This is a genomic window from Microbacterium murale, assembly GCF_030815955.1.
Classification (GTDB): Bacteria; Actinomycetota; Actinomycetes; order Actinomycetales; family Microbacteriaceae; genus Microbacterium; species Microbacterium murale_A.
Map to the genome: position 1 here is coordinate 1,262,985 of NZ_JAUSXK010000001.1, position 23,633 is coordinate 1,286,617.

22 protein-coding genes are annotated in these 23,633 nt (G+C 66.2%); 14 read left to right on the forward strand and 8 right to left on the reverse strand.

All coding sequences use genetic code 11. From position 1 onward, the window contains the following. Positions 1 to 173 precede the first annotated feature (173 nt). Entirely contained in the window at positions 174 to 1,544 is a 1,371-nt protein-coding gene (mgtE, locus tag QFZ46_RS06235) for a magnesium transporter (protein WP_307359475.1), read from the forward strand. Positions 1,545 to 1,608: 64 nt separating this feature from the next. Here mgtE and QFZ46_RS06240 read toward each other — a convergent pair whose 3' ends face one another. Both QFZ46_RS06240 and QFZ46_RS06245 read right to left on the reverse strand, forming a co-directional pair. Continuing rightward, complete coding sequence (locus tag QFZ46_RS06240) at positions 1,609 to 2,259, reverse strand: response regulator transcription factor (RefSeq protein ID WP_307359478.1); 651 nt, start codon at positions 2,257 to 2,259, stop codon at positions 1,609 to 1,611. A gap of 26 nt (positions 2,260 to 2,285) precedes the next feature. Beyond that, on the reverse strand, positions 2,286 to 3,635 hold the full coding sequence (locus QFZ46_RS06245; RefSeq protein WP_307359481.1) for a sensor histidine kinase: 1,350 nt from the start codon (positions 3,633 to 3,635) through the stop codon (positions 2,286 to 2,288). Between the two features lie 179 nt (positions 3,636 to 3,814). Here QFZ46_RS06245 and QFZ46_RS06250 point away from each other — a divergent pair, with 179 nt between their 5' ends. Next, positions 3,815 to 4,501, forward strand: a complete 687-nt coding sequence (locus QFZ46_RS06250) for a Pr6Pr family membrane protein (RefSeq protein ID WP_307359483.1) — start codon at positions 3,815 to 3,817, stop codon at positions 4,499 to 4,501. Here the strand turns inward: QFZ46_RS06250 and QFZ46_RS06255 are convergent. Then, a complete protein-coding gene (locus tag QFZ46_RS06255; protein ID WP_307359485.1) occupies positions 4,458 to 5,843 on the reverse strand; it encodes a flavin monoamine oxidase family protein in 1,386 nt (461 codons plus the stop codon). The two genes, QFZ46_RS06250 and QFZ46_RS06255, sit on opposite strands and share 44 nt — an antisense overlap. 114 nt (positions 5,844 to 5,957) lie before the next feature. Here QFZ46_RS06255 and QFZ46_RS06260 point away from each other — a divergent pair, with 114 nt between their 5' ends. The 10 genes from QFZ46_RS06260 to QFZ46_RS06305 all read left to right on the forward strand — a co-directional run bounded on the left by QFZ46_RS06260 (position 5,958) and on the right by QFZ46_RS06305 (position 16,159). Further along, a complete protein-coding gene (locus QFZ46_RS06260; protein WP_307359487.1) occupies positions 5,958 to 6,560 on the forward strand; it encodes a helix-turn-helix domain-containing protein in 603 nt (200 codons plus the stop codon). A gap of 3 nt (positions 6,561 to 6,563) precedes the next feature. After that, positions 6,564 to 7,751, forward strand: coding sequence for a CaiB/BaiF CoA transferase family protein (locus QFZ46_RS06265; protein WP_307359489.1), 1,188 nt, complete (start codon positions 6,564 to 6,566; stop codon positions 7,749 to 7,751). Between the two features lie 156 nt (positions 7,752 to 7,907). Continuing rightward, entirely contained in the window at positions 7,908 to 9,230 is a 1,323-nt protein-coding gene (locus QFZ46_RS06270; protein WP_307359492.1) for an MFS transporter, read from the forward strand. A 7-nt stretch (positions 9,231 to 9,237) separates the two neighbouring features. Then, positions 9,238 to 10,599 carry an FAD-dependent oxidoreductase gene (locus tag QFZ46_RS06275; RefSeq protein WP_307359495.1) on the forward strand — a complete coding sequence of 454 codons (1,362 nt, stop codon included), beginning with the start codon at positions 9,238 to 9,240 and terminating at the stop codon, positions 10,597 to 10,599. Next, the gene (locus QFZ46_RS06280; protein ID WP_307359497.1) at positions 10,596 to 11,789 is read left to right on the forward strand and encodes a CaiB/BaiF CoA transferase family protein; all 1,194 of its coding nucleotides are present in this window, start codon (positions 10,596 to 10,598) and stop codon (positions 11,787 to 11,789) included. The genes QFZ46_RS06275 and QFZ46_RS06280 overlap by 4 nt, the downstream gene beginning before the upstream one ends. Next, the gene (locus QFZ46_RS06285) at positions 11,786 to 12,595 is read left to right on the forward strand and encodes an enoyl-CoA hydratase-related protein (RefSeq protein WP_307359499.1); all 810 of its coding nucleotides are present in this window, start codon (positions 11,786 to 11,788) and stop codon (positions 12,593 to 12,595) included. Before QFZ46_RS06280 ends, QFZ46_RS06285 begins: the two co-directional genes overlap by 4 nt. Further along, on the forward strand, positions 12,592 to 13,512 hold the full coding sequence (locus QFZ46_RS06290; RefSeq protein WP_307359503.1) for a dihydrodipicolinate synthase family protein: 921 nt from the start codon (positions 12,592 to 12,594) through the stop codon (positions 13,510 to 13,512). Before QFZ46_RS06285 ends, QFZ46_RS06290 begins: the two co-directional genes overlap by 4 nt. A gap of 1 nt (position 13,513) precedes the next feature. After that, entirely contained in the window at positions 13,514 to 14,287 is a 774-nt protein-coding gene (locus QFZ46_RS06295; RefSeq protein ID WP_307359505.1) for an SDR family oxidoreductase, read from the forward strand. A gap of 16 nt (positions 14,288 to 14,303) precedes the next feature. Beyond that, positions 14,304 to 15,740 (forward strand): aldehyde dehydrogenase family protein, encoded by a 1,437-nt coding sequence (locus tag QFZ46_RS06300; RefSeq protein WP_307359508.1) that lies wholly within the window; start codon positions 14,304 to 14,306, stop codon positions 15,738 to 15,740. Between the two features lie 5 nt (positions 15,741 to 15,745). Continuing rightward, on the forward strand, positions 15,746 to 16,159 hold the full coding sequence (locus tag QFZ46_RS06305; RefSeq protein WP_307359511.1) for a hypothetical protein: 414 nt from the start codon (positions 15,746 to 15,748) through the stop codon (positions 16,157 to 16,159). A gap of 18 nt (positions 16,160 to 16,177) precedes the next feature. Here QFZ46_RS06305 and QFZ46_RS06310 read toward each other — a convergent pair whose 3' ends face one another. Further along, positions 16,178 to 16,753: a dihydrofolate reductase family protein gene (locus QFZ46_RS06310; protein ID WP_307359513.1), complete on the reverse strand. Its 576-nt coding sequence runs from the start codon at positions 16,751 to 16,753 to the stop codon at positions 16,178 to 16,180. Positions 16,754 to 16,821: 68 nt separating this feature from the next. On the opposite strand from QFZ46_RS06310, the gene QFZ46_RS06315 reads away from it, so the two are divergent. Then, a complete protein-coding gene (locus QFZ46_RS06315) occupies positions 16,822 to 17,391 on the forward strand; it encodes a TetR/AcrR family transcriptional regulator (RefSeq protein ID WP_307359514.1) in 570 nt (189 codons plus the stop codon). Between the two features lie 108 nt (positions 17,392 to 17,499). Here QFZ46_RS06315 and QFZ46_RS06320 read toward each other — a convergent pair whose 3' ends face one another. The 3 genes from QFZ46_RS06320 to QFZ46_RS06330 all read right to left on the reverse strand — a co-directional run bounded on the left by QFZ46_RS06320 (position 17,500) and on the right by QFZ46_RS06330 (position 21,717). Next, the gene (locus QFZ46_RS06320) at positions 17,500 to 19,134 is read right to left on the reverse strand and encodes a fucose isomerase (RefSeq protein WP_307359516.1); all 1,635 of its coding nucleotides are present in this window, start codon (positions 19,132 to 19,134) and stop codon (positions 17,500 to 17,502) included. 19 nt (positions 19,135 to 19,153) lie between these two features. Continuing rightward, the gene (locus tag QFZ46_RS06325; protein WP_307359518.1) at positions 19,154 to 20,641 is read right to left on the reverse strand and encodes an FGGY-family carbohydrate kinase; all 1,488 of its coding nucleotides are present in this window, start codon (positions 20,639 to 20,641) and stop codon (positions 19,154 to 19,156) included. A 92-nt stretch (positions 20,642 to 20,733) separates the two neighbouring features. Further along, complete coding sequence (locus QFZ46_RS06330; RefSeq protein ID WP_307359520.1) at positions 20,734 to 21,717, reverse strand: LacI family DNA-binding transcriptional regulator; 984 nt, start codon at positions 21,715 to 21,717, stop codon at positions 20,734 to 20,736. A gap of 133 nt (positions 21,718 to 21,850) precedes the next feature. Between QFZ46_RS06330 and QFZ46_RS06335 the strand changes: the two genes are divergently transcribed. Beyond that, a complete protein-coding gene (locus QFZ46_RS06335; protein ID WP_307359522.1) occupies positions 21,851 to 22,648 on the forward strand; it encodes a DeoR/GlpR family DNA-binding transcription regulator in 798 nt (265 codons plus the stop codon). 22 nt (positions 22,649 to 22,670) lie between these two features. Here the strand turns inward: QFZ46_RS06335 and QFZ46_RS06340 are convergent, their stop codons facing one another. Next, positions 22,671 to 23,630 (reverse strand): ketose-bisphosphate aldolase, encoded by a 960-nt coding sequence (locus tag QFZ46_RS06340; RefSeq protein ID WP_307359525.1) that lies wholly within the window; start codon positions 23,628 to 23,630, stop codon positions 22,671 to 22,673. Positions 23,631 to 23,633 lie beyond the last annotated feature (3 nt).

Consider the following 23,633-nt stretch of genomic DNA (forward strand, 5'->3'; position numbering starts at 1 on the left):
GTACTCCCATGAGTGGTGATAGTTGCCATCAGCATCCGGACTCCGCCATCGCATTCGAGACGCCCAGCCTCTGACGTCTCGCGCGGGTGTCCGGCTTCGACTCATCCGTCCAGCCGACGACCGCCGGCGCATGTTCTTGCGCTTCTCGTCGGCTTGCCCGAAAGAAGCCCTCCATGACCACGGAGCAGATCCCCACCCAGAACTTCGACACCGCTGACCTCCTCGAACTGATCGAGCAGAGTCTGTCCCGTCGTGATCTGGCCGCAGCATCGACCACTCTGTCACCGGTGCCGACATGGCAGATCGTGCAGGTTCTCGAACGGCTGAACCCCCGAGACTGCGCCGTCGTCTACCGGCTGCTGCCGAAGCAGCAGGCCGTCGAGGTCTTCGAGGCGCTCTCTCCGGAGCTGCAGGGCGAGCTCGTGCGCAGCCTGCAGGATGCCGAGGTCGCTGCGCTCTTCGCCGAGCTGGACCCGGACGACCGGGTCTGGCTGCTCGATGAGCTGCCGGCGTCGGTCGCTCCGCGCCTGCTCCGAGGGCTCTCGCCGCATGAGAGGGAGCTCACAGCGTCGGTACTCGGGTATTCGCAGGACTCGATCGGTCGGCGCATGAGCCCCGAGTACGTGACCACCCATCCCGACCTCACCGCAGCGGAGACCCTGCGGCGCATGCGTGCTCGCATCGCCGATGCGGAGACGATCTACACCCTTCCGGTGACCGACCACGCGCGTCGGGTCGTCGGCGTCGTCAGCCTCCGCGACCTGCTGGCCGCCGATGACGACGCATTCGTCGAGTCCCTGATGCAGGACGCGCACACCGTGCCGGCCGACTCCGGCGCCGAGGCCGCTGCTCGCGACTGCACTGATCTGGGACTCCTCGCGGTCCCGGTGGTCGACAGCGAGCATCGCCTTGTCGGGATCTTCACGATCGATGATGCCGCGCGCATCCTCAAGCGCGAGGAGAGCGAGGATGCCGCCCGCCAGGGTGGAGTGGAGCCGCTCGCCCGACCGTACCTGTCCACGCCGATCCGACGGATCGTGCGCTCGCGCGTCGTGTGGCTCCTTGTTCTCGCGGTCGGCGCGACCCTCACCGTGAAGGTGCTGTCGGTATTCGAAGCGACGCTGGAACAGCTCACTGTGCTGGCGTTGTTCGTGCCGCTGCTGATCGGGACGGGCGGGAACACCGGGAATCAGGCCGCGACGACCGTGACTCGTGCGCTCGCGCTCGGGGAAGTGCGCCCGCGGGATCTGGTGCGCGTGCTGACCCGCGAACTGCGCGTGGGGCTGTCTCTGGGGGTGCTTCTCGGCCTGCTGGGGTTCGGGATCACGGCGCTGGTGTACGACTGGCAGATCGGGCTCGTGATCGGGTGCACCCTCGTCGCCGTGTGCTCCGTGGCCGCGACGATCGGCGGGATCATGCCGCTGGTCGCCCGAACGATCAGGGTGGACCCGGCGGTCTTCTCCAATCCGTTCATCACCACGTTCGTGGATGCCACCGGGCTCGTGATCTACTTCGTCATCGCCAAGGCGATCCTGGGCATCTGAGGACCTGCACTATCGCCCATCGGAGCGCGCGACCGGCTTCCTCTTGGCGTACGCGAAGAGATGCTCAGCGCTGCAGCCAGGCCAGCACGGCGAGCACCCTGCGGTGATCGGCGCCAGAGGCAGCATCAAGATTCAGCTTCTGAAAGATCGCCGTGACGTTTTTCTCGACCGCACCGACACCGATGAAGAGGGCAGATGCGATGGCCGTATTCGTGCGCCCCTCGGCCATCCCTGCCAACACCTCGCCCTCGCGCCGCGTGAGCGTCTCGAGGGGATCCTGCCTGCGGCTGATCAGTTGCGCGATGACCTCCGGGTCGAGCACGGTTCCCCCGGCCTGTATCCGGTCGATCGCATCCTTGAGCTCGTCGAGTGACGCGACCCGGTCCTTGAGCAGATATCCGACGCCGCCAGTGCCGGAGGAGAGCAGCTCCTGCGCATAGGCGACTTCGACGTACTGCGACAGCAACAGGATCCCCACGCCGGGAAGAAGCTCACGCGCCGCGAGCGCTGCCCGCACGCCTTCATCACGAAAGGTCGGCGGCATCCGCACGTCGAGTACGACGAGATCCGGGGCGATCTCGACGAGATCCGCCAACAGCAGCTCGGCATCCGGATACGATCCGACGACCTCGACGCCTGCCTCCATCAGGATGCGCACGAGGCCTTCGCGAAGCAGAACCGAATCATCGGCGACGACGACGCGAAGAGCACTCATGCACCCCACACTATGCGGTGATCACGTCACGGCGATGAGACGGATGCCGTCAGCGGCAGTCGAGCGCCGACGACGGTCGGACCGCCTTGAGGGCTCTGGATGTCGAGCGTGCCGCCGAGGCCGCGAAGTCGTTCGGCAAGACCAGCCAGACCGTGACCGGAGAGCTCCGTGGCACCGCCACGACCGTTGTCGGTCACGACCACCTCCAGCAGGCTGTTGCCGTCGAGGCCCTTGGCGAGTACTCCGACTCGCACCTCGACCTCGGCGGCGTCCGCATGTTTGGCCGCATTCGCCATCGCTTCGCTCGCGACGAAGTACGCGTTGCGCTCGACGTCCTGCTCGAGTTCGACGCCTGCGGGCAACTGGTTCACCACTCGTGCCGGGACGGTGCTGCGCATGGCCGCGGACTCCAGCGCAGCGACCAGCCCGCGGTCCATCAGAATCGGCGGCGCGAAGCCGCGCGACAGAGCCCGCAGCTCATCGAGCGCATCTCGCGACTGCTCCATGGCTTCAGCGATCAGTGCGCGCGCCTTCCCCGGATCGACCTCGACCTGTCGGTCGGCAGCCGACAGATCCATCTGCATGCGAACGAGTCGCTGCTGGGGGCCATCGTGAATATCGCGTTCCAGTCGGCGCAACGAGTGCCCTTCGGCAGCGATGGCTGCACCGCGGGACTCGTTGAGGCTCGCCACTTCGTGCTTCAGCGCGTCCGACCTGAACGCGCCGAGCATCCCCGCAGCGATGCCCTGATGCACGAGCGTCAGCGCATGGGTGATGAACGGCAATGTCGCGAGCAGGATTATCCCGGCGATGAAGTAGCAGACCGAATCCCATGCCTCGAAATCCACGCCGTCCGACGGGATGCCGAAGAACCAGAAGATCGACCGGGAGAGGTACCACCCGTCGGTGTCATTCGCGGGGAAGCGCCCCCAGAACCAGTAGCTGATGCCGCCGAGGCCCACGACGACCCAGACGAGGGCTACCACCCACGTGACCAGCGAGACCACGAAATTGACGATGGTCGTGTGCAGCAGATACAGCCAGTAGTGACCGTTGCCCAGCATCCGCTTCACCCAGCCGAGGAACCCAGGGGCTGCCCGGACAGGCCGCCACTCGGGTCTGACGATCGCGGGTCGACCAGCCCATTCGAGCCGCACGAGTTCCACGGTTCCGAACCAGCGCGAGACGTACAGCGCTGCGATCAGCGACACCAGCCCGATGAAGAAGGTGATGAGCGTGCCGATCCCCAGAGCGAACAGAGGAATCGTCACCGCGAAGCCCACCACCGCAGTGGGCACACCGAGAAGAAGGAAGCCGAGCTCTCTGGGCACGAGCTGCCAGAGGCGAGGGTAGAGGCCGGGAGGAGAATCGCTCACAGAGTCCAGGTTGGCAGATGGCGCCGGACGGAGGGCAGTGGTTGTCATGACTTCAGTCTTTCCGGCGGCCATCCTCCACGGCATCCAGTGCACCGACGGATGCCGGTGGGGATAACCCCCGGTTCGGTCGCGCCATCGCCGGAACTCGACTCGAGTTCTCCGTAGACTCGCCGGATGGCGTGGATGCGCGTCGGGGCGGAGGCGAAACGACGGTGAAGGCACGGAACACGTTCGGCGTGCTTCGTCTGGTCACGGCCGCAGTGTGTCTGACCGCGCTCGTTCACCGCCTGTTCTGGGGCCTCAGCTCTCAGACCATCGCCGGCCGCAACTTCTTCGCGTACCTCACGGTCGAATCGAACTGCGCGCTGGTCGTGCTGCTCGTTGTCGGCGGTCTGATCGCATTCCGTCGTGATGATGATCCTCGCTGGTTCAGCATCGCCCTCTCACTCGTGCTGACGTGGACCATCACTGCGGGGCTCGCGTTCGCACTCATCGTCTGGCAGGCCGGAATACGCGGGATCCGCGTCGATGTGCCCTGGTCGGATCAGGTGCTGCATTTCTGGCTTCCGGCGCTCACCGCGATCGCGTGGACGCTCACGCCGGGCCACCGCGCAGTCCCATGGTGGATCATCCCCGGATCGCTGGTATTCCCGCTTCTGTGGGGCGGGGTGACGATGTGGCGCGGGCCGATGATCGGCTGGTACCCGTATTACTTCCTCGATCTGCGCCAGGTCAGCGGGATCGGAGAGTTCCTGCTCACGAGCGCGGTCGCTCTGTCGATCTTCGCGCTCATCGCCACCGTGCTCGCGGTGATCAGCCGCGTCAGCCCGTCGCGCCGGAAGGCAGGAACAGCTCAAGCGATGTGAGCGCCGACAGCAGCGCTCCTTCCTCCTCGAGCTCGGCGAACTTCTCCGCGTCGTCACCTCCGACGATGCCCACGAGCAGATTCTCGCCGGTCACCGGTAGCAGGTTGATCCAGGTGCGCACCATCACTGCATCCTCCAGCGTCAGCCCGCCGCCGCCGGCCGGCCCATCGCCCACGGCATGCCAGATCGTCGCCTCGGTGTCCCAGAACGGTTCGTCGTAACGCAGCCAGATCGTCTCGACGTGCCCCATGCCGAGCGCGTTCAGTGCACCGCGGTGGGTGAAGGGCAGCGGAGGGGCGAATTCGATGCCGTCGCGTTGCAGCACGCCGAGCGGAACGGTGACCACGACCCGGTCGAATGAGGTCGACTCCCCCGTTCCCAGGCGCAGGCTGACACCCGCGTCGTCGTAGGCGATACGGGTCACCGGCGACGAGAGGGTCAGCTGCGCATCGCTCAGTTGCGTCCGCACATACGCCCCGAGATCGCCGACGATTCCTTTCGAAGCTGCGCGCGGCAGCGCCGGGGGGAACCAGGCGGAGAGCTTCTCCGCGTCGGCGCCAGAGGTGGTCGCGAGATACGCGAGAAGCGAGGCCAGACCGGGTTCCTCTGGGTCGGCGCCGGTCGCGATGAGAGCCTCGGTCAGCGAGACGTCGGCCGGAAAGGTCTGCGCCAGGGTGATGGCGGCGTCCAGCGGCGCGTTGGCGACGGGCTCGATGTCGGCCCCCGCCGAGCGCCACAGCGCGGATGCGAGATCCACGCTCTCGGCGAGGTCGCTGTCGTCGTCGGGGCTGACCAGCCAACCGCCCAGCTGAACAGGGATCGGCCAGTCGTCGTCGAGGTGGGAGTGCACGCGGCCACCGACGCGGTCCCTCGCCTCGAAGACGGTCACCTCGACATCGAGGTCAGCGAGATCAGCGGCGACGGTCGCACCGGCGAGCCCAGCACCGATCACCGCGATCCGCTCCCCGGCCTCGGCTGTGGCCCGCAGTCGCATCGCGGCGCTCTCACCGGAGTGGATGGCTCCGCGCATCGTGGAGGGGTTGTCGACATCCGTCGCCTCGCCCGCGAAGTACACCCGTCCCTCCACGGGCTCTGCGAGGGTCGCGCGCGTGTCCGATTGCACACCGATGCGGGTGTAGCTCACGGCGCCGCGCGAGTACTGGTCCGTGGCCCAAGAGCTGCGCACGCTGTCTGCAGGGGCGGGCACGTTCGTGGTCGGAAGCGGCGATGGTGTGCGCGTCGGGGTGCGTGTCGGCTTCGGCTCCGGCGTGCAGGAGACGAGCAGCACACCGAGAGCACCCGCTCCGGCGCCGATCAGCAGCTCTCGACGCGTCATCCTCATGGTGTCGCCACACTACCCGCTCAGGGTTGCCGCCGCCCGACGACGAGCAGCATGTTGGGCGGCACAGTGAAGAGATTTACTATAGTTGGGATGAACCAGTCGGCAGGAGCCACCATGGAAGCACCATCCGCATCTTCCGCGCCTGCCGTCGCGGATCTCCTCGAAGACATCGGCGACACGGTTCGAGCGCTGCGAAAGAAGCAGAAGCTCACCCTTGCCGAACTCGCCGACGCCACAGGGTTGAGTTCTGCGATCATCAGCCAGCTCGAACGCGGACGCGCGAACCCGTCATTCTCCACCCTCGCCCAGCTCGCCCACGGTCTGGACATCCCCGTCGGCAAACTGCTGCCGTCGTATCACGAGACGAAGTCGCCCGTCGTGCGCAAGGGCGACCGACGAGATCTGCGACGCAGCACGCCGGAAGGGATGGGGCACGCGGTCTACGAACTGCTCGTTCCTGATCTGAACGGCGCGCTGGAAGGGTTGTGGGTCGTCACCGATCCCGGCCATGACACGAGCAGTACTCCATTCACGCACGGGGGCGAGGAGCTGGGCCTGATCATCTCGGGACAGCTCGACGTCTGCATCGGCGACGACCTCTACACGCTCGAAGCGGGCGATTCCATCCGGTTGGATTCCACCAAGCCCCACTGGTTCCGCAACTCTTCCGATGAGCAGTGCGTCGCCGTATGGGTGAGCACTCCCCCCACGTGGTGATCCGTGACCGAGCCGACACGACCGCTTGACGGCATCCGCGTCATCGACTTCACGCAGGTCATGCTGGGCCCTTCTTGCACGCAGACCCTCGGCGACTTCGGTGCCGACGTCATCAAGGTGGAGCGCCCCGGCACCGGCGACCTTTCGCGCACCGGGGTCCTCGCAGACATCGGAGGCGACAATCCGGTGTTCCTGGCCCTCAATCGCAACAAGCGCGGGATCGTCGTCGACATCACCTCGCCGGAGGGTCGCGAGATCGTCACCGACCTCATTCGTACCGCCGATGTCGTGGTGAGCAACTTCCGCCCGGGCGTCATGGAACGGCTGGGGCTCGGAGCCGAGGCGGTCGCCGAGATCAACCCGAGAGCGATCTGGGCGTGCGGGTCGGGGTTCGGCACATCCGGACCATACGCGCACAAGGGCGGACAGGACATCCTCGGCCAGTCTTACTCGGGAGTGATGAAGCGCCTCGCCGACCCCGAGCATCCAGTGACGATCTACGCGACCCCGATCGCGGACTACACCGCTGGACTCCACCTGGTGCAGGGCATTCTCCTGGCACTGCTGCATCGTGAGCGCACCGGGATCGGTCAGCGCGTCGAGGTGAGTCTGTACAACTCGATGCTCGCGATGCAGATGCAGGAAGCCACGACCCGGCTGATGTATGACAAGGAGCTCAACTGGGCGCTGATGCCGCTTACGGGGTGCTTTCCGACGAGTGACTCCGAGATCGTCATCATCGGCGCCTTCAAGGAGAATCCCCTGGCCGACATCTGTCGCGCACTCGAGCTTCCTGACCTTTCCGTCGATGACCGGTTCGACACTTTGGAGAACCTCAGAAGGAACAGAGCGCAGATCCGCAGGATCATCGGCGACCGGTTGACGCAGAACACTTCCGCGCACTGGATCGCGGCGCTCGAGCGCGAGGATGTCTTGTGCGGTCCAGTGCGCACGCTGTCCGAAGCGCTGCGCGACCCGCAGACGTCGCACAACGGGATGATCCTCGAGTTCGAGGATCAGCACGGTCGTACGATCCGCACGATCGCACCGCCGATCGCGATGTCGGATGTCCCGCCGCTCGTGCGACAGGCGCCGCCTCGCCTGGGCGAGCACACGGCTGAGGTCCTCACTGAACTGGGGTACAACGCCGCCAGAATCGCAACTATGCAGACAACAGGCGCGATTCTCTAAATATTTTCTTTGCTATTCTGCATTTCTTCACTAAACTGAAGTCACCGATCGAGGCATCCGGAGCCTCCCCAAAACGTTCGCGTGGGCATTTCCTTCGTCCAGTCGATTCAACGCGCCTGGACCGCCTGCAAGCAGTGTCGCTTGACAAGGAGAATCATGACCGACACCCGCATCACGTCCGACGGCAGCAGCGCAGCCGCCGACACGACCCGAATCATTCACCGGCTCTCGCCGGATGCCAAGCGCGGTCTGCTCGGCCTGGGCCTCGGCAACACGCTCGAATGGTACGACTGGATGATCTTCGGGCTCCTGTCCGCCTATCTCGGCCCGAAGTTCTTCCCATCGGACGACCCTGTCGTCTCGACCCTGAACGCTCTCGCGGTTTTCGCCGTCGGGTTCTTCTTCAGGCCGCTCGGCGGAATCGTGCTCGGCACTGCTGCAGACCGCATCGGCCGCCGCAAGGTCATGATGGTGTCGATCGTCCTCATGGCCGTCAGCACCCTCGTCATCGCCGTGCTGCCGACCTACGAAGTGATCGGCCCGTGGGCGGGCATCATCCTCTTGCTGTGCCGAGTGCTGCAGGGCATCTCCACCGGCGTGGAGGCACCCCTCTCGACCGCGCACGCCGTCGAACTCGTGCCGGAAGGCCGTGAAGGATTCGTCGCCGGCATCATCTCCTTCTTCGTCAACATCGGGATCGTCGGGGCTCCACTCGTCACCTGGCTCGTCACGCTCTTCGTTGCCGAACCCGACATGTCCGAGTGGGGCTGGCGGATTCCGTTCGCATTCGGTGCGGCACTGAGCGTGATCATCATCTATCTGCGTCGCACGCTTCCCGAGACCATGACCAAGGAGGAGCTGGCTGACACGACCACCGGGTCGGTGTGGACTGGCGTCCGCAAGAGTTGGCTCAGCGTCCTGGCCATCGTGTTCGTCGTCGGCGCAGTCCAGGCCTACAACTACGCATGGAACGTCGGCCTTCCCAATGCCGCCCGCAGCACGATGAAAGAAGATCCCAGCGCGGTGTTCGGTTACACGACTCTGCTCGGTCTCGTACTGGTTATCGGCAGCCTCGTCGTGGGCAAGCTCGTCGACGGCCGCTCCCTGTCGCGCTGGTTCATCGTGACGCGTCTGCTGGCGATTCCGTCCGTCTTCATCATGCTGATGTACGTGCAGCCGGGTCTGGGCGGTTTCGCTGCGGTTCTGCTGGGGGGATCAGTCGTCCTGGTCTTGAACATGACGCTCTACAACGTGGTGTCCGCCTCCCTCATACCCAAGGTCTACCGCGGTGCCGGCGCCTCTCTCGGCTACGGCCTCGGCGTCGCGCTCTTCGGAGGCACTGCGTCATACCTGCTGGTGTGGTTCCAATCCCTCGGACTGCACTGGTTGTTCCCGACGTACGTCGCCACGCTCTGCGCGCTCAGCGTCGTCTTCTACCTCATCGCCCGCCGCGTCAACGGCATCCACCTCGGAAAGTGAACCACCCATGTTGAACAGCACCGCTCTCGCCGTCGCCACCTCCGACCTGCAGGCTCCCGTCATCTCCCGCTCGGATGTCATCGTCGTGGGCGGCGGTCCCGCCGGAGTCGCCGCCGCGGTCACTGCCGCTCGCTCGGGCGTATCCGTGACTCTGATCGAGCGCTACCCTTCGCTCGGCGGTCTCGCCGCCGGTGGCATGGTGCTCGTGCTCGATGACATGATCAACGGCCAGGAGATCACGGTCACCGGCATCGTCTCCGAGTACATCGAGCGGCTCCAGAAGCTCGGACTCGCCGTCGTTCCTCCCAAGGAGGACCGCAAGCAGTCGCAGGAGCTGTGGAACAAATGGGGTCGGTGGGGCACCTTCGACTTTCACAGTCACACCCAGCCCAAGCCGATCTGCTACGCCGCAGCATTCGATCCGGACGGGTGGAAGCGCGTCTCGAACGACCTGGTCCGCGAGGCCGGCGTCACACTCGCACTGCACTCGGTGTTCTCGCGTCCGATCGTCGACGATGGAGTGATGAAGGGGGTCATCGTCGAGACCAAGGCGGGACCTCAGGCGTACCTCGGAGACATCGTGATCGATACCACCGGCGATATCGATGTGGCTTCGCGGGCCGGCGCCGACTACATCCAGGGCAGTTACCTGACCACTCTGGTTTTCCGTCTCGGCGGCGTCGACACCCAGCGGGCCGAGGAGTTCGAGCAGCAGGAACCGAAAGCCGCGCGCGCGATCAACCGCAAGGTCAAGCGCATCCTTGGCGGCGCGTGGGACCTGTGGTGGCTGAAGACTCCTCTCCCCGGCGTCGTCTGGTGCAACGCGCCCCACATGCGCGGGTTCGATGGCACCGATCCCCACTCGCTCACCGAGGCCGATTTCGTGGCGCGCGATCGCATAGCCGAGGCGATGGAGTACGTCCGTGAGAACCTGCCCGGGTTCGACAACGCGTATGTCCTCGACACCGCGCCTCAGATGGGCGTGCGCCAGACCCGATTGCTGCAGGGAGAGTACGTGATGACCAAGGAGGACGTCGTGCAGCGGCGCCACTTCGCCGATAGCGTCGCCCGAGGACGCGACTACTACTACCCGTACCGTTCGCTGCTGCCCAAGAACGTCGATCAGCTGCTGGTCGCCGGGCGACACTACTCCGCGACGCCCGAGGCGCAGAAGTCATCGCGCGAGATCCCGCCGTGCATGGCGATGGGTCAGGCGACCGGCGTCGCAGCCGCATTGGCGTTGTCCCAGAACATGCTCGTCCGCGACGTCGATCCCGTCGAGATCCAGACGCGAATGCGCGCGCACAACGCCGATCCCGGCGACCAGCCCTCGGCTAACGCGACGATCGATGCTGAGGTGATGGTATGACGGCGCAGACGGCACTCCCCCTCGACGGGATCACCGTCATCGACTTCACCCAGGTGTTCATGGGCCCGAGTTGCACCCAGCTGCTCGGGGATTTCGGCGCCGACGTCATCAAGGTCGAGCGCCCGGGTACGGGCGACTCCTCGCGCAACTCGTACCCGGACAAGGATGGACAGGACAACCCGATCTTCCTGTCGATCAACCGGAACAAGCGGGGCCTGTCGATCGATACGAAGAGCGCGGACGGCCGCGATGTGCTGCGGCGCCTCATCGCAGAGGCTGACGTGGTCGTCAGCAACTTCCGCTCAGGCGTGATGGAGCGGATGGGCTTCGGCTACGACGAGCTGCGTGAGATCAACCCGCGGCTCATCTGGGCGTCGGGAACCGGCTTCGGCACATCAGGGCCGTATGCGACCTATGGCGGCCAGGACGTCATCAATCAGGCGTACTCCGGGGTGATGTGGCGTCGAAGCGGCACGGAGGACCCGCTCTCGATCTACCCGACGACGCTCTGCGACTACACGACGGGCATGCACCTGTTCCAGGGCATCCTGCTGGCATTGCGCGCGCGGGAGAGAACCGGCGAGGGGCAGAAGGTCGAAGTGGCGATGTACGACTCGATGCTGCACATGCAGATGCAGGAGGCCTGCATGCAACTCAACCGCGGCTATGAGGTCAACTGGGGACGCATGCCTCTTTCTGCGGTGTTCGCCACGACGGACGGCGCCGTGTGCATGGTGGGAGGCTTCACTCCAGACCCGCTGACGCACATCTCCCGAGCGCTCGAATTCGACGAGGACCTCACGCTCCGCGCGGAGTTCGCCACCTTCGAGGATCAGATGGCCAATCGCGTCCAACTGCACGACGTGCTCGCCGCACGTGTCGCCACGAACTCCACCGCTCACTGGACCGCGCGCCTGGAGACCGAAGGCGTGCTCAACGCCCCCGTGCACAGCCTTGCCGAGGCTCTCGAAGACGTGCAGACGGCCGCGAACGGCATGATCATCGAGGCCGAGCATCCAGCCGCCGGCCACTTCAAGATGTTGGACGTGCCCATCCATCTGTCGGGCACCCCAGCCACCGTGCGGCGAGTGGCACCGCGCCTCGGTGAGCACAACGTCGAAGTGCTGCGTGAGAACGGGTTCGACGATGACACCATCGCGCGACTGCAAGAACTGGGAGTACTGAGATGAGCCAGGACGCCGAACGAATCGACCGGGTGCAGCTGACGATCGACGACCGGCGAGTCGCCACTGTCACCATCGATCGGCAGCATGTGCTCAACGCGGTCGACGGCCGCACCTTGAGACGCCTCAACGAGATCTGGATGCAGTTGGAGGAGGACGACACGATCCGCGCGGTCATCGTCACCGGTGCGGGCGAACGGGCGTTCTGCGCCGGAGCCGACATGACGACGACAGGTGTGGAGAAGACGGGCGTCGAGTACTGGGCCGACGGAGATCCCAACGGATTCGGGGGCTTGAGCCTGCGCACGACGCTCGATGTGCCGGTGATCGCGCGCGTCAATGGCTATGCCCTCGGCGGAGGCATGGAGATCGTGCTCGGCGCGGACATCGTGATCGCATCCGAGAACGCCCAGTTCGCGCTGCCGGAGCCTCGTGTCGGTCGTCTGGCTCTGGACGGCGGTATCCCGAAGCTCGTCCGACGGATCCCGTACACACAGGCGATGGGGATGCTGCTGACCGGACGCAAGGCTTCGGCATCCGAGATGGCGCAGTTCGGTCTCGTCAACGAGGTCGTACCGCTCGCCGATCTCTCCGATGCCGTCGACAGGTGGGTCACGCAGATCCTGTTGTGCGCACCCACGTCGGTCCGCGCCGTCAAGCAGATCGTCAATCGCACCGCCCACCTCACGGCACTTGAGGCACGGGACGCCCGCCTGCCCGCCCTCATGACCTCGCTCTCATCCACGGAGCAGGACGAGGGCGTGCTCGCGTTCCAGCAGAAGCGCGCCCCCTCCTGGGCGGAACGGTCATGACCTCCGAAGAGCGCACTCGACCACTGCAGCGCGGAGTGTGGGGCGTGGTCGCGACCCCGTTCCGCGGACCTGAGCTCGCCGTGGATCCTGGCAGCCTCGGCCGACTCGTCGCCCACTATGAAACCGTCGGCGCCACCGGGCTCACGGTGCTCGGCGTGTTCGGAGAGGCGAGCAGTCTGACGGTGCGCGAACGCGCACTCGTGCTGTCCACTGCAGCCGAGCACTGCCGACTGCCCATCGTCGCCGGCGTGTCGTCCCTTGCCACGGCACCCGCGATCGCCGAGATCGACGAGGCTCTCGGCGCTGTCGATGGACGCATCGTCGCCGCGATGGTGCAGGTGAACTCGCCTCGAGCCGAGATCGTCATCGCGCACCTGCATGAGATTCACGCCGCCACGGGGGCACCGGTGGTTCTGCAGGATTACCCTGTCGCCAGCGGAGTCGTGATCTCCACCGAGGCACTGTTGCGCGTCATCGACGCCTGTCCGTTCATCTGCGCCGTGAAAGCAGAGGCTCCCCCGACGGCGGCGGCCATCGCACTGATCGCGGAACGCACCTCGGCGTCCGTGTTCGGCGGGCTCGGCGGGCAGAGCCTGCTCGACGAACTCGCCTCGGGCTCCGCCGGTGCGATGACAGGTTTCTCGATCCCAGAGGCTCTCGTGGCATGCGTCACGGCTTGGCTCGCGGGCGACCACGATGAAGCACGCCGCGCGTTCACGCCATATCTCCCGCTCGTCAATTTCGAGCAGCAGCCGAAGATCGCCCTCGCCCTGCGCAAGGATCTTTTCACGCGCCGCCACCTGTTCGACGAGGGCGCGGTGCGCCCACCCGCGGCCCCTTTCCCCGGACAACTCGAACGTCTCGCGGTCGAGCATCTCGCGCGCGCCGAGGCGCTGCTCGTGGGCGGGAGGCGCTGACGTGGATCTCGGAATCCAGGGCAGGACTGCGTTCGTCGCGGCCTCGACCTCCGGGCTCGGTCGCGCCGTGGCGGAAGCGCTCGGCCGCGAAGGCGCAAACATCGCGATCACCGGCCGACGCGGGGATGAGGCCGAGAGGATCGCGGCCGCTCTTCCCTCTGCGATCGGAGTGGAGACCGACCTGCTCGACGCGGATTCACGGGCAGCGGCGATCACCACGGTCGAAGAGGCGTTCGGTCCGATAGACATCCTGGTCGTCAACGGTCCGGGGCCGCGCCCCTCGCTGGCGGCGGATCTCACCGCGGACGACGCCGAAGCCGCGTTCGCGCAGCTGGTCGCCCCCGGTCGGGATCTGATATCTCGCACCCTCGCCGGCATGCGACTTCGCAGCTGGGGCAGGATTATCGCCATCGGCTCGAGCGGAGTGACCGCGCCCCTCGACAACCTCGCGGCGTCGAACCTCGGGCGCGCTGCGCTGGCCGGATATCTGAAGACTCTGGCCACGGAGGTCGCGCGCGACGGCGTGACGGTCAACCTCCTGCTTCCTGGCCGGATCGCCACGGATCGTGTTGCCTCGCTCGACGCCGCGAACGCCGCGCGCTCGGGCGAGGATGTCACCGCCGTGCGGGAGCGCTCGCAGAACACCATCCCCGCGGGTCGCTACGGCGATCCAGCGGAGTTCGGTGCCGCTGCCGCTTTCTTGTGCAGCGCACCAGCCTCGTACATCACCGGCATCGCGATGCGATGCGACGGCGGACTCGTCCGTTCGCTGTGAATTGGAAAGGACACTCATGACGACTCCAGCATTGGCAAGGCACCTCATCGACGGCGAGCTCCTGGGCGAGCCGATGAAGGAGCGCGCCAATCCCGCGCGCATCGGTGAGATCGCAGTGCTCTCCCCCTCGGGCACCCCGGCCGACGCCGACGATGCGATCTCTGCGGCTGTCGCGGCACAGCCGCAGTGGGCACGCACGCCTCTGCCGGCACGAGGGGCGATCCTGCTCAAGGCCGCGGAGCTGCTCCGTGAGCGCACGCCGCAGGTGGCGGCCGACCTCGTCCGTGAGGAAGGCAAGACGATCGGCGAGGCGACCGGAGAAGTCGGTCGCGCGATCGGTGTGCTGCAGTTCTTCGGATCGCTCGGCTGGGCCTCCACAGGAAGCACGTTCTCGAGCGCTCTGCCCGGTACGACGATCACGACCCGGCGCGAGCCCATCGGGGTCGTCGGCCTGATCACACCCTGGAACTTCCCCATCGCGATCCCGGCCTGGAAGGCCGCTCCCGCGCTCATCAGCGGCAACGCTGTCGTCCTGAAACCAGCCGAACTCACCCCGATGTCTGCGACGCACCTCGCGGTGGCCCTCCACGACGCCGGGCTGCCGCATGGCGTGTTCAACGTCGTGCACGGCGGAGGCAGAGTCGTCGGAGACGCCATCGCCAGGGACCCGCGGGTCACCGCACTGTCGTTCACCGGGTCGACCACCGTCGGACTGGGGCTGGAGAAGACGCTTCAGACACGTCGCGCGCGCGTGCAGCTGGAGATGGGCGGCAAGAACGGCGTCCTCGTGATCGACGACGCCGACGCCCGGCGCGCCGCACAGGTCGTGTCCGCAGGCGGCTTCTCGCTGACGGGGCAGGCGTGCACTGCGACGTCGCGTGTCTACGTCACTCCCGGTATCCACGACGAGTTCCTTGATGCGCTCGCTGAGTTCGCCGGCAACTACACACCCGGTGACGGGTTGGACAACGCCAGCACGATGGGGCCGGTTGTGAGCGATGATCAGCTGCAACGGGATGTGTCGGCTGTCCAGCAGGCGATCGACGGAGGTGCACGGCTCCTGACCGGCTCGGCCGACTCCGACGGACTCCGGTTCGCACCGGTGATCGCCATCGACGTGGAGCACACCGCACCTATCGCCACCGAGGAGATATTCGGGCCGGTCGTCGCGGTCATCGACGTGCCCGATTACGAGGCCGGTCTCAGCGCGTTGAACGATTCCGCATACGGGCTCACGGCCGGCATCTGCACCACGAGCCTCAAGTACTCCTCCGACTTCGCTGACCGCGTGCAGGCGGGAGTCGTGAAGGTCAACCGACCCACGTCAGGGCTGGACCTCCACGTTCCCTTCGGCGGCATCAAGGAGTCCTCTTCCAACACGTTCCGCGAGCAGGGCCACTCGGCCACGCAGTTCTACACGTGGGAGAAGACGACCTACATCGGGACGGAGTGAACGTCATGTCCGCTGTGACCTCCGACGACCTGGACCTCATCAGCGCCGCGTCCGCTCTGCTGCTGCGCTCCTACGATGAACGCGACCACCGCGTCGCGGCGGCCGTGCGCGGAGCATCGGGGTCGACGTACCTCGGCCTTCATCTCGGTTCGGATCGAGTGAACGTCTGCGCGGAACCCAGCGCGATCGCGAACGCCCGCATAGGTGGAGAAGATGCGGTGCACACGATCGTGGCCGTGGGCATGGACGCCACCGGAGTCCCTCGCGTCGTCAACCCGTGCGGTGTGTGCCGCGAGCTCGTCCGCCGCTACGGGGATGACATTCGGGTGATCGTCGACCACTCGGGTGAACTGGACGTCGTCCAGCCAGCGGATCTCCTGCCCATTCCGTGGGTACGCGCACAGACGTACGACTCCTGACGTCGACCGGCGGCAGGTTCACACGCGCACGTACTCGGCGAGCACCACGCCCGACTCGTACGGTGTGATCCCGGTAGGGCGGAAGGCGGCGGGTGCGTAGTCGCGCCCCTCGAACAGCGGGATGCCGTCGCCGAACAGGATCGGATTGCGCTTGAGTGCCAGGCGGTCGATCTCGTCGCGCACTACCGATGCCAGCGCCCCGCCGCCGCAGAGCCAGATCCCCTTGCCCTCTTCGGCCTTGAGTTCGCGCACGACTTCGACGGGATCACGATCGGTGAATTCGACGTCATCGGAACCTTCAGGTGCGTCGTGCTCTCGGGTGAAGACGATCTGCCGAAGATGCCGATACGGATTCGGCAGCTCGGGCAAGCCGACAGCATATGTGTTCCATCCCATGAGCACGGTGTCGAACGGGCCGCCATCGATCGGGAAGCCGGCCCCCTCGGCGAGCACGGTCGGCGCTGTGCCCTGATACTTCTTCCCGATGTCGGCGGCGTGATCGCCCTCGAACAGGAACCGATCGAACTCGCCGTCAGGACCGGCGATGAATCCGTCGATGCTGACGGCGACGTAATAGGTGAGTTCTCGCATCATTCTCCAATAACTACAGGTGCAGTGATTGGAGACTACAACAGTTGCAGTGGTTGCGCTAGGGTCGCCCCATGGCGAAGAACGAAACCCGGCGAGCGCTCCTCGCCGACGCGGGCATCGCGGTACTGGCGCGCGAGGGCTCACGAGGCCTGACCCATCGGGCCATCGATGTGGAGGCCGATGTGCCCGTCGGCACCACCTCCAACTACTTCCGCAGCCGAGAGGCGCTCGTCACCGGATTGTTCGAGCGCATCGGCATCCGCCTGGCGCCGACCGCGGAAGATCTGGAGATCCGCGCCGCTGAACACCCCAGTCGCGAACTCTTCGCCGACTACATCCGAGACATCGTGCGCCGTCTGACCACGAACCGCGAGGTCACGCTCGCGCTCTTCGAGCTGAGACTCGACGCCGCCCGTCGTCCCGAACTCGCCGCTTCGCTGGCCGAATGGCAGCGCGCCGGCTTCGCGGGCGACATCGCATTCAACGAAGCGGCCGGACTGCCGGGCGGGCGCCACGAGGTGGCGCTGTTCCACTACGCGATCGACGGCCTGGTGTTCGACCGGCTCACCTCGCCCATCGATCCGGGCACCCCCACCGACGAGGTCGTCGATGCCCTCGTCGCAGGGTTGCTGCCCGACTGATAGCGCCTAAAGCGCACGGCGTCCGCCGAGACCGAGGTTGCGGCACGAAACCGGCGTTCACACGCTCTGTTTCATGCCGCAGGCTCGGTCTCGTGCGGTGGGCGAAGGTCAGATCGCGACGTCGCCGATCAGGTTGACCTTGATGCCCATGCCATCGAACATCGCCGCCTTCGCGACCAGGGCGCGGTCGGCGGTCTCAGCATCCGGGGCGTAGACGAGCTGTGCATGGTTGGCCTTGTGACGAGCCATGAACTGGTCGCGCGAGACGCCGTGCAGCACGACGTGCGCGAGAGGCCACTCCTCATTCGTCGCGGCCTTGCGACGCTGCGTCTCCTCCTCCGGCAGTTCGACGACGGAGGCGCGGAAGATGTCGGCCTGCAGGACGCCGTCGGCGATGAACACGCGGCTCAGCACCACTTCACCGGGCTGGGAGACGCCGTTGAGCGTTGCGCCGCCGGCGGGGAAGAAGACGTGCCCCTGACGCCAGCCCTCCGCCTTGTCCCAGCCGCCGAGGTGCGAGGCGGGGACGGAGCCGGAGATCTCGTACGCCCAGACGAACTGGCCGTCGTACTCCTCGCCCCAGCGCACGTCGTGCAGCGTGTTGTCGGGCACGAGACCCATCGCCCGCCACACGCGGTCCGTGACGAGCGTGTCGACCGCGACGCCCTCGTCGGCCTCGTTGAAGTGCGGGAACGCGCGACCCTCGTGGATGATGCGTGAGCCATCGCGGGAGGTCACCGGAGGACGTTCGGTCGAGTTCAGGATGCCCTCGGCGAGGTCGGATGCCGGCACGAGGTCCTTCAGTCCCTGCTGGTACTGGATACCGACGGCATCCAGGCCGAAGTCATCCGCGATGCGAAGGGCGGCGATGTACATCTTCATCTGCCACTGCACCTGCTCGCGGGTGAGCTCGGTGGTGCCGTCCTCGCCGTAGCGGAACGTCATGCCGTGGTCGATGAGCCAGTCGTATGCGGCGTCGGCCTCGTCCTCCTTCACCTGCAGCATCTCGGCGTACAGCGCCGACTGCGACAGGCGCTCCTTGTAGATACCCGTCTGGTTGAGCAGCTCGTCATCGAAGATGGCGTTGTACATGCCCATGCAGCCCTCGTCGAAGACGCCGATGATGGCCTTCTCGTCGCGAAGCTGCGCGGCGAGCGCCTCGCCGAGCTGCTTCTCCGGACTGTCCGGCAGAGCGGGCAGTTCACGCACGTGGGAATAGTCGTGTGTGATGGTGCCGGTCTCGATCCACTCCTTGATCGTGGCCTTGAACCAGTCGTCGGAGAAGTCGACCGACCACGTCGACGAATAGGGCTTGCCCATCTTGGTGAGTCCGGCGTTCAGGCCGAGCAGCCCGACCAGACCCGGCCAGTCCGGTGCGAAGTTCGCGGTCGTGAGGATCGGACCCTCGTGGGTGCGCAGCCCTGCAAGCACGTGATGCGAGTACTGCCAGTTGGCGATCGCGACGATCAACGGCGCATCGATCGGGATGTTCTTGAACACCTCCATGCCCATGCGCTGACTCGAGATGTATCCGTGGCCGGTCTTCGGGTCGACCCCGAACGGACGGATGACGCTCCACCCGAGACTCTCGAACGCAGCGATGACGGCCGCCTCGGTCGCCTCCTGAACCGCCCAGCCGGCGACGTTGGCCGACTCTCGGAGGTCACCGGAGGTGATCAGGTACGCGGTCTTCGGGGCGGATGCCGGGCGGGATGCCGTGGCAGGAAGGGTGTAGGTGGTCATGATTCCTCCGGGGTTGTGGTCAGGCGCCGCGCTGATCTGCGGCGAGTTCGTGGACGACGTCCTTCGATCCTTCGTACAGCCGCACGTAGCGGTCGAAGAGGGTGTCGTAGAAGTCACGGTGGACAGGGTTCGGGGTGATGGTCTGCGTGATCGGGTTCCAATCGGTGATCACGGGTGCGGCACCTTCGGATGCGACGGCGGATGCTGCGAGGAACGCGGCGCCGTAGCTGGCACCTATCGTGGTCTCCGGCACCTCCTGCACGAGTCCGGTGACATCGGAGATGACCTGCAGCCAGAGCTGCCCCTGAGTGCCGCCGCCGACCGCGACGATGCGGCGGATGTCTGCACCGGCGGCCCGCATGGTCTCGACGTTGTGGCGCACTCCCAACGCCGTGGCCTCGAGCGCTGCGCGATAGAGATCCCCGCGGCCGTGCTCGAGGGTGAGACCTGCGATGACGCCGCGGGCGTCAGGGTCCTGGATGGGCGTGCGCTCACCCGCGAAGTAGGGCAGGATCAGCAGGCCCTTGGCGCCCGGCCCCGACAGCTCAGCCTCTGCGAGGAGTTCGGGGTAATCAGATCCGGTGAGATCTTTGATCCATGCGGTGAGCGCGCCGGACGTGGAGAGTCCGCCGGCGAGGTTACGCGTGCCAGGGAACGCACCGGCCGTCGTCCACATGGACGGTGTGCGCAGCGTCTGCTCGCCGGTCGCGACGAGGAACATCGTCGTCCCATACATGAGCATGAGGTCGCCGATCTCGTGGGCGCCCACGCTGACGGCCTCGGTCCAGGCATCGATGGTGCCGGTGATGACCGGAGTGCCCGTGGGGATACCGGTCACTGCGGATGCCGCGTCCGTCACCTCTCCGGCGAGGTCGCCCGCCCAGGTGAGGCGAGGCTGTTCGATCGTTCCGGCGTATTGCTGCCACCACGGGTCGTACCAGGCCTCGTTCTCGATGTCGTAGAACGGAGACGTCTGACTCGCCGACTGGTGATCGAGCACGTACGCGCCGGTGAGCTTACGGGCGAGCCAGGTTGCCGGCATGAAGAAGCGCCTGGCCTCGGCCCAGGCATCCGGCTCCTCATCCGAGATCCAGGCGATCTTCGCGCCACCGGCCTGAGATGTGAGAGTCGAGCCTCCGACTCGCGTGATCTCGTCGATGCCGAGCTCGTCGGTCATGCGCGCGATCTGGGCGCCGGCGCGCGTGTCGACGCCGTAGAGGATCGCGGGCCGCACCGGTTGGTCGTCCGCGTCCGCGAGCAGCACGCACGGGCCCATGCCGCTCACCCCGACGGCGGTGATCTCGACATCCGGGTGCGCCGAGATCAGCTCTCCGGCGATGCTGACGAACTCGTCCCACCAGATGTGCGCAACCATCTCGACCCAACCGGTGTGGGGACGATCCACCTCGTGCGCACGGGTTGCGGACGCAAGGATCTCACCGTTGTGCGCGACGAGAACGCCCTTCGTGCTCGACGTGCCCACGTCGACACCCAAGGTGCAATGCATGGCGGTCCTCCTTGAACGCGTCCGTTCTACAACCCTACGCGAAATCGATTTCATGACGCAAGAACGGAGCAGGACTCTGAGTCTGCAGCGGATCAGCGCAGCGCGCTGGCCACCTGGACCTCATTTCGCAGTACGACCGTGCGCGCTGGCTGCTTATCCCCGCGAATGCGTTCGAGCAGCATCTTCGCGGCCGTCGTGCCCATGTGTCGGGCTGGCAGACGCACGACAGTGACTGCGGTCGGAGACAACGTGGTGAACGGCAGCGAGCCGATGACGGCGACGCCAATCTGAGGCGGCGTGAGCCCTCGCTCGGTGAGCACCTGAATCGCGCCGACACCGATGAGGTTGTTACCGGCGACCACGGCATCCGGAGGGTGCGGCAATGCCAGCAGCTCCTGCATGGCTTCACGGCCGCCCTCGACGCGGAACGTCGCGAAGCGCTCCAGAGCATCGGTGTCGAACGCGGGTTCCGAGGCGGAGACGACCGAGCGCCATCCCTCCGCACGCTCCACAGCGGTGTCGATCTGTTCCGGACCGCCGATGTAGGCGATCCGGCGATAGCCCGCGTCGATCAGCGCTTGCGTGGCTGCGACACCGGCGACGCGGTTCGCCATCACGACCCCGTCGACGTCATATCCAGTGCCACGATCGACGACGACGACGGGGCGCCCCGTTGAGAGCACCGGAGTCAGATCAGTCTTCTCGGATGCCGGGGCGATGATGACCCCCGACATGTGCTCTGCAACGGCGATGCCCAGATACGTCGCTTCCTTCTCCGTCTGCGAGTCGGAGTTGCAGAGCACGACCGAGTACCCGGCCTCGGAGGCAGCATCCTCCACGCCTCGCGCCATCTCGGTGAAATAGGGGTTCTCGATGTCGGGGATAACCAGCGCGATGACCTCCGAACTCTGCAACCGCAGAGATCGCGCAGTGCGATTCGGGGTGAATTTCAGCAGCTCAGCTGCTTCGCGAACGGCGGCGACCTTCTCGGCGGACACGTTCGTGCCGTTGAAGACGCGCGACACGGTCGCAGGCGAAACTCCCGCATGCTTCGCGACGTCATAGATCGTGGTCATGCCCACCTCATCACCGTTCATCTCACTACCCGCGTGAAGTACAGTATCTCGTCGATCGATCGACTCTCTTGCAGAAGCCGAGGGTTGAACATCGAGCTCCAAGGCTCCTCGATACGCAGCTACGCTGATCAACATGCCAGAGTGGTCGCAGACGGTCCCCGCCACGGTGCGGCGCGAGCAGATCGTGTCGATCATCGAGCGCCAGGGATTCGCTCGCGTACAGGAACTGAGCCGGGTGCTCAGCGTCTCCGAGGTCACAGTGCGCAGCGACCTCGATCTGCTCGCCGAGGAGAACATCATCCAGCGCGTGCACGGCGGCGCGATGTCGGGCATCAAGTCGACCGCGCACTCGCCGGACTACGAGCGCGCACTGACCCGAGCGGTCACCGAGAAAAGGCGGATCGGCAATGCTGCCGCGGCACTCGTCGAGAGCGAGATGGCCATCCTCCTTGACGCGGGAACCACGACCCTCGCGCTCGCCCGTGCCCTGCGCGCCCGGGAGGATCTGCGCGGCGTCGTCGTCTTCACCAACTCGCTCACGATCGCCCTCGAGCTGGGCGTGGCGGAGCCGCATCACATCACGGTCGTGGTCACCGGCGGAACCGTGAGCTACAAGCAGCGCTCGTTGATCGATCCGCTGGGCGACATGTTCCTCGGCTCGGTGCACAGCGACCTGTGCTTCATCGGATGCAATGGCGTCTCGGTCACGGGCTTCACGAACTCGAGCCTCCCCGAGGTCACGATGAAGCGCCGCTACCTGGATTCGGCCGCCCGACGCATCGTGGTGGCCGACAGCTCCAAGATCGGCAAGAGCCAGATGATCCAGGTCGCGCCGCTCGACCGCATCGACACCCTTGTGACCGGCGTCGAAGCGCCTCCAATGGAGCTGGAGGCGCTTCGAGAGGCCGGGTTGACGATCGAGCTCGCCTGACCCGGATCTGACCTGATCGGGATCAGGCCCGTCCGGAGGATCCGAACTCGCGCATGCGCTGCGCAACCATCGCGCGGAAGCCGCCGATCGCGGGGCGCAGCTGCTCGCTCGGCTCGACCACGGCGGGGTTCTCCTGGAGGAACCGTCGCAGTTCTGCGCTCCAGGCGAGGTGCGAGTCGGTGCCCTGGTTGATCTTGCGGATACCGGCGGCCACGCCCTGCGACTTCTGCGCCGGGGAGATCCCGTACGAGGGACGCACCTCACCACCGTGCGCATTGATCACGGAGACGGCATCGGCCGGCACCGAGGAGGAGCCGTGCAGCACGAGGAACGTGTCGGGCAGGCGACTCCTGATCTCGGCGATGAGCTCGAGGCGCAGGCGCTGTCCGCCCGCGGCATCCGTGAATTTGACCGAGCCGTGGCTGGTGCCGACGGCCACGGCGAGGGCGTCCACCCCGGTCTGCGCGACAAACTCGACAGCCTGGTCGGGGTCGGCGAAGACGATCTCCTCGACGATGCCGCTGACGCCCGCCTCCGCACCTCCGATCGTGCCGAGCTCGCCTTCGACGCTCACACCGGCCGGAGCCGCCGTGTCGACCACCCGTCGGGTCGCGGCCGCATTCTCATCGAACGAGGCTGGTTCATCCGTGTCGGTCGAGCGGCTCGCATCGATCATGACGCTCGTGAATCCGTTGTCGATCGCCCGCACGCAGTCGTCGTACGTGCGGCCGTGGTCGAGATGCAGCACGACCGGCACCGCGGTGTACTCCTCCACGAGCCCCCGCAGACGGGTCCACCAGCGCGACTCGTTGTCGTATGCCGACATCCCGGCGATCGACTGCACGATCACGGGCGAGTGCTCCGCCTCGGCGGCGTCGAGCACGGCGATAGCCTGATCGATGCTCGACACGTTGAAGGCACCGACGGCGTACTCGCCGGCTTCGGCCTCGGCGAGCGCGGCCCGCAGCGTCTGAAGTGTCATCCC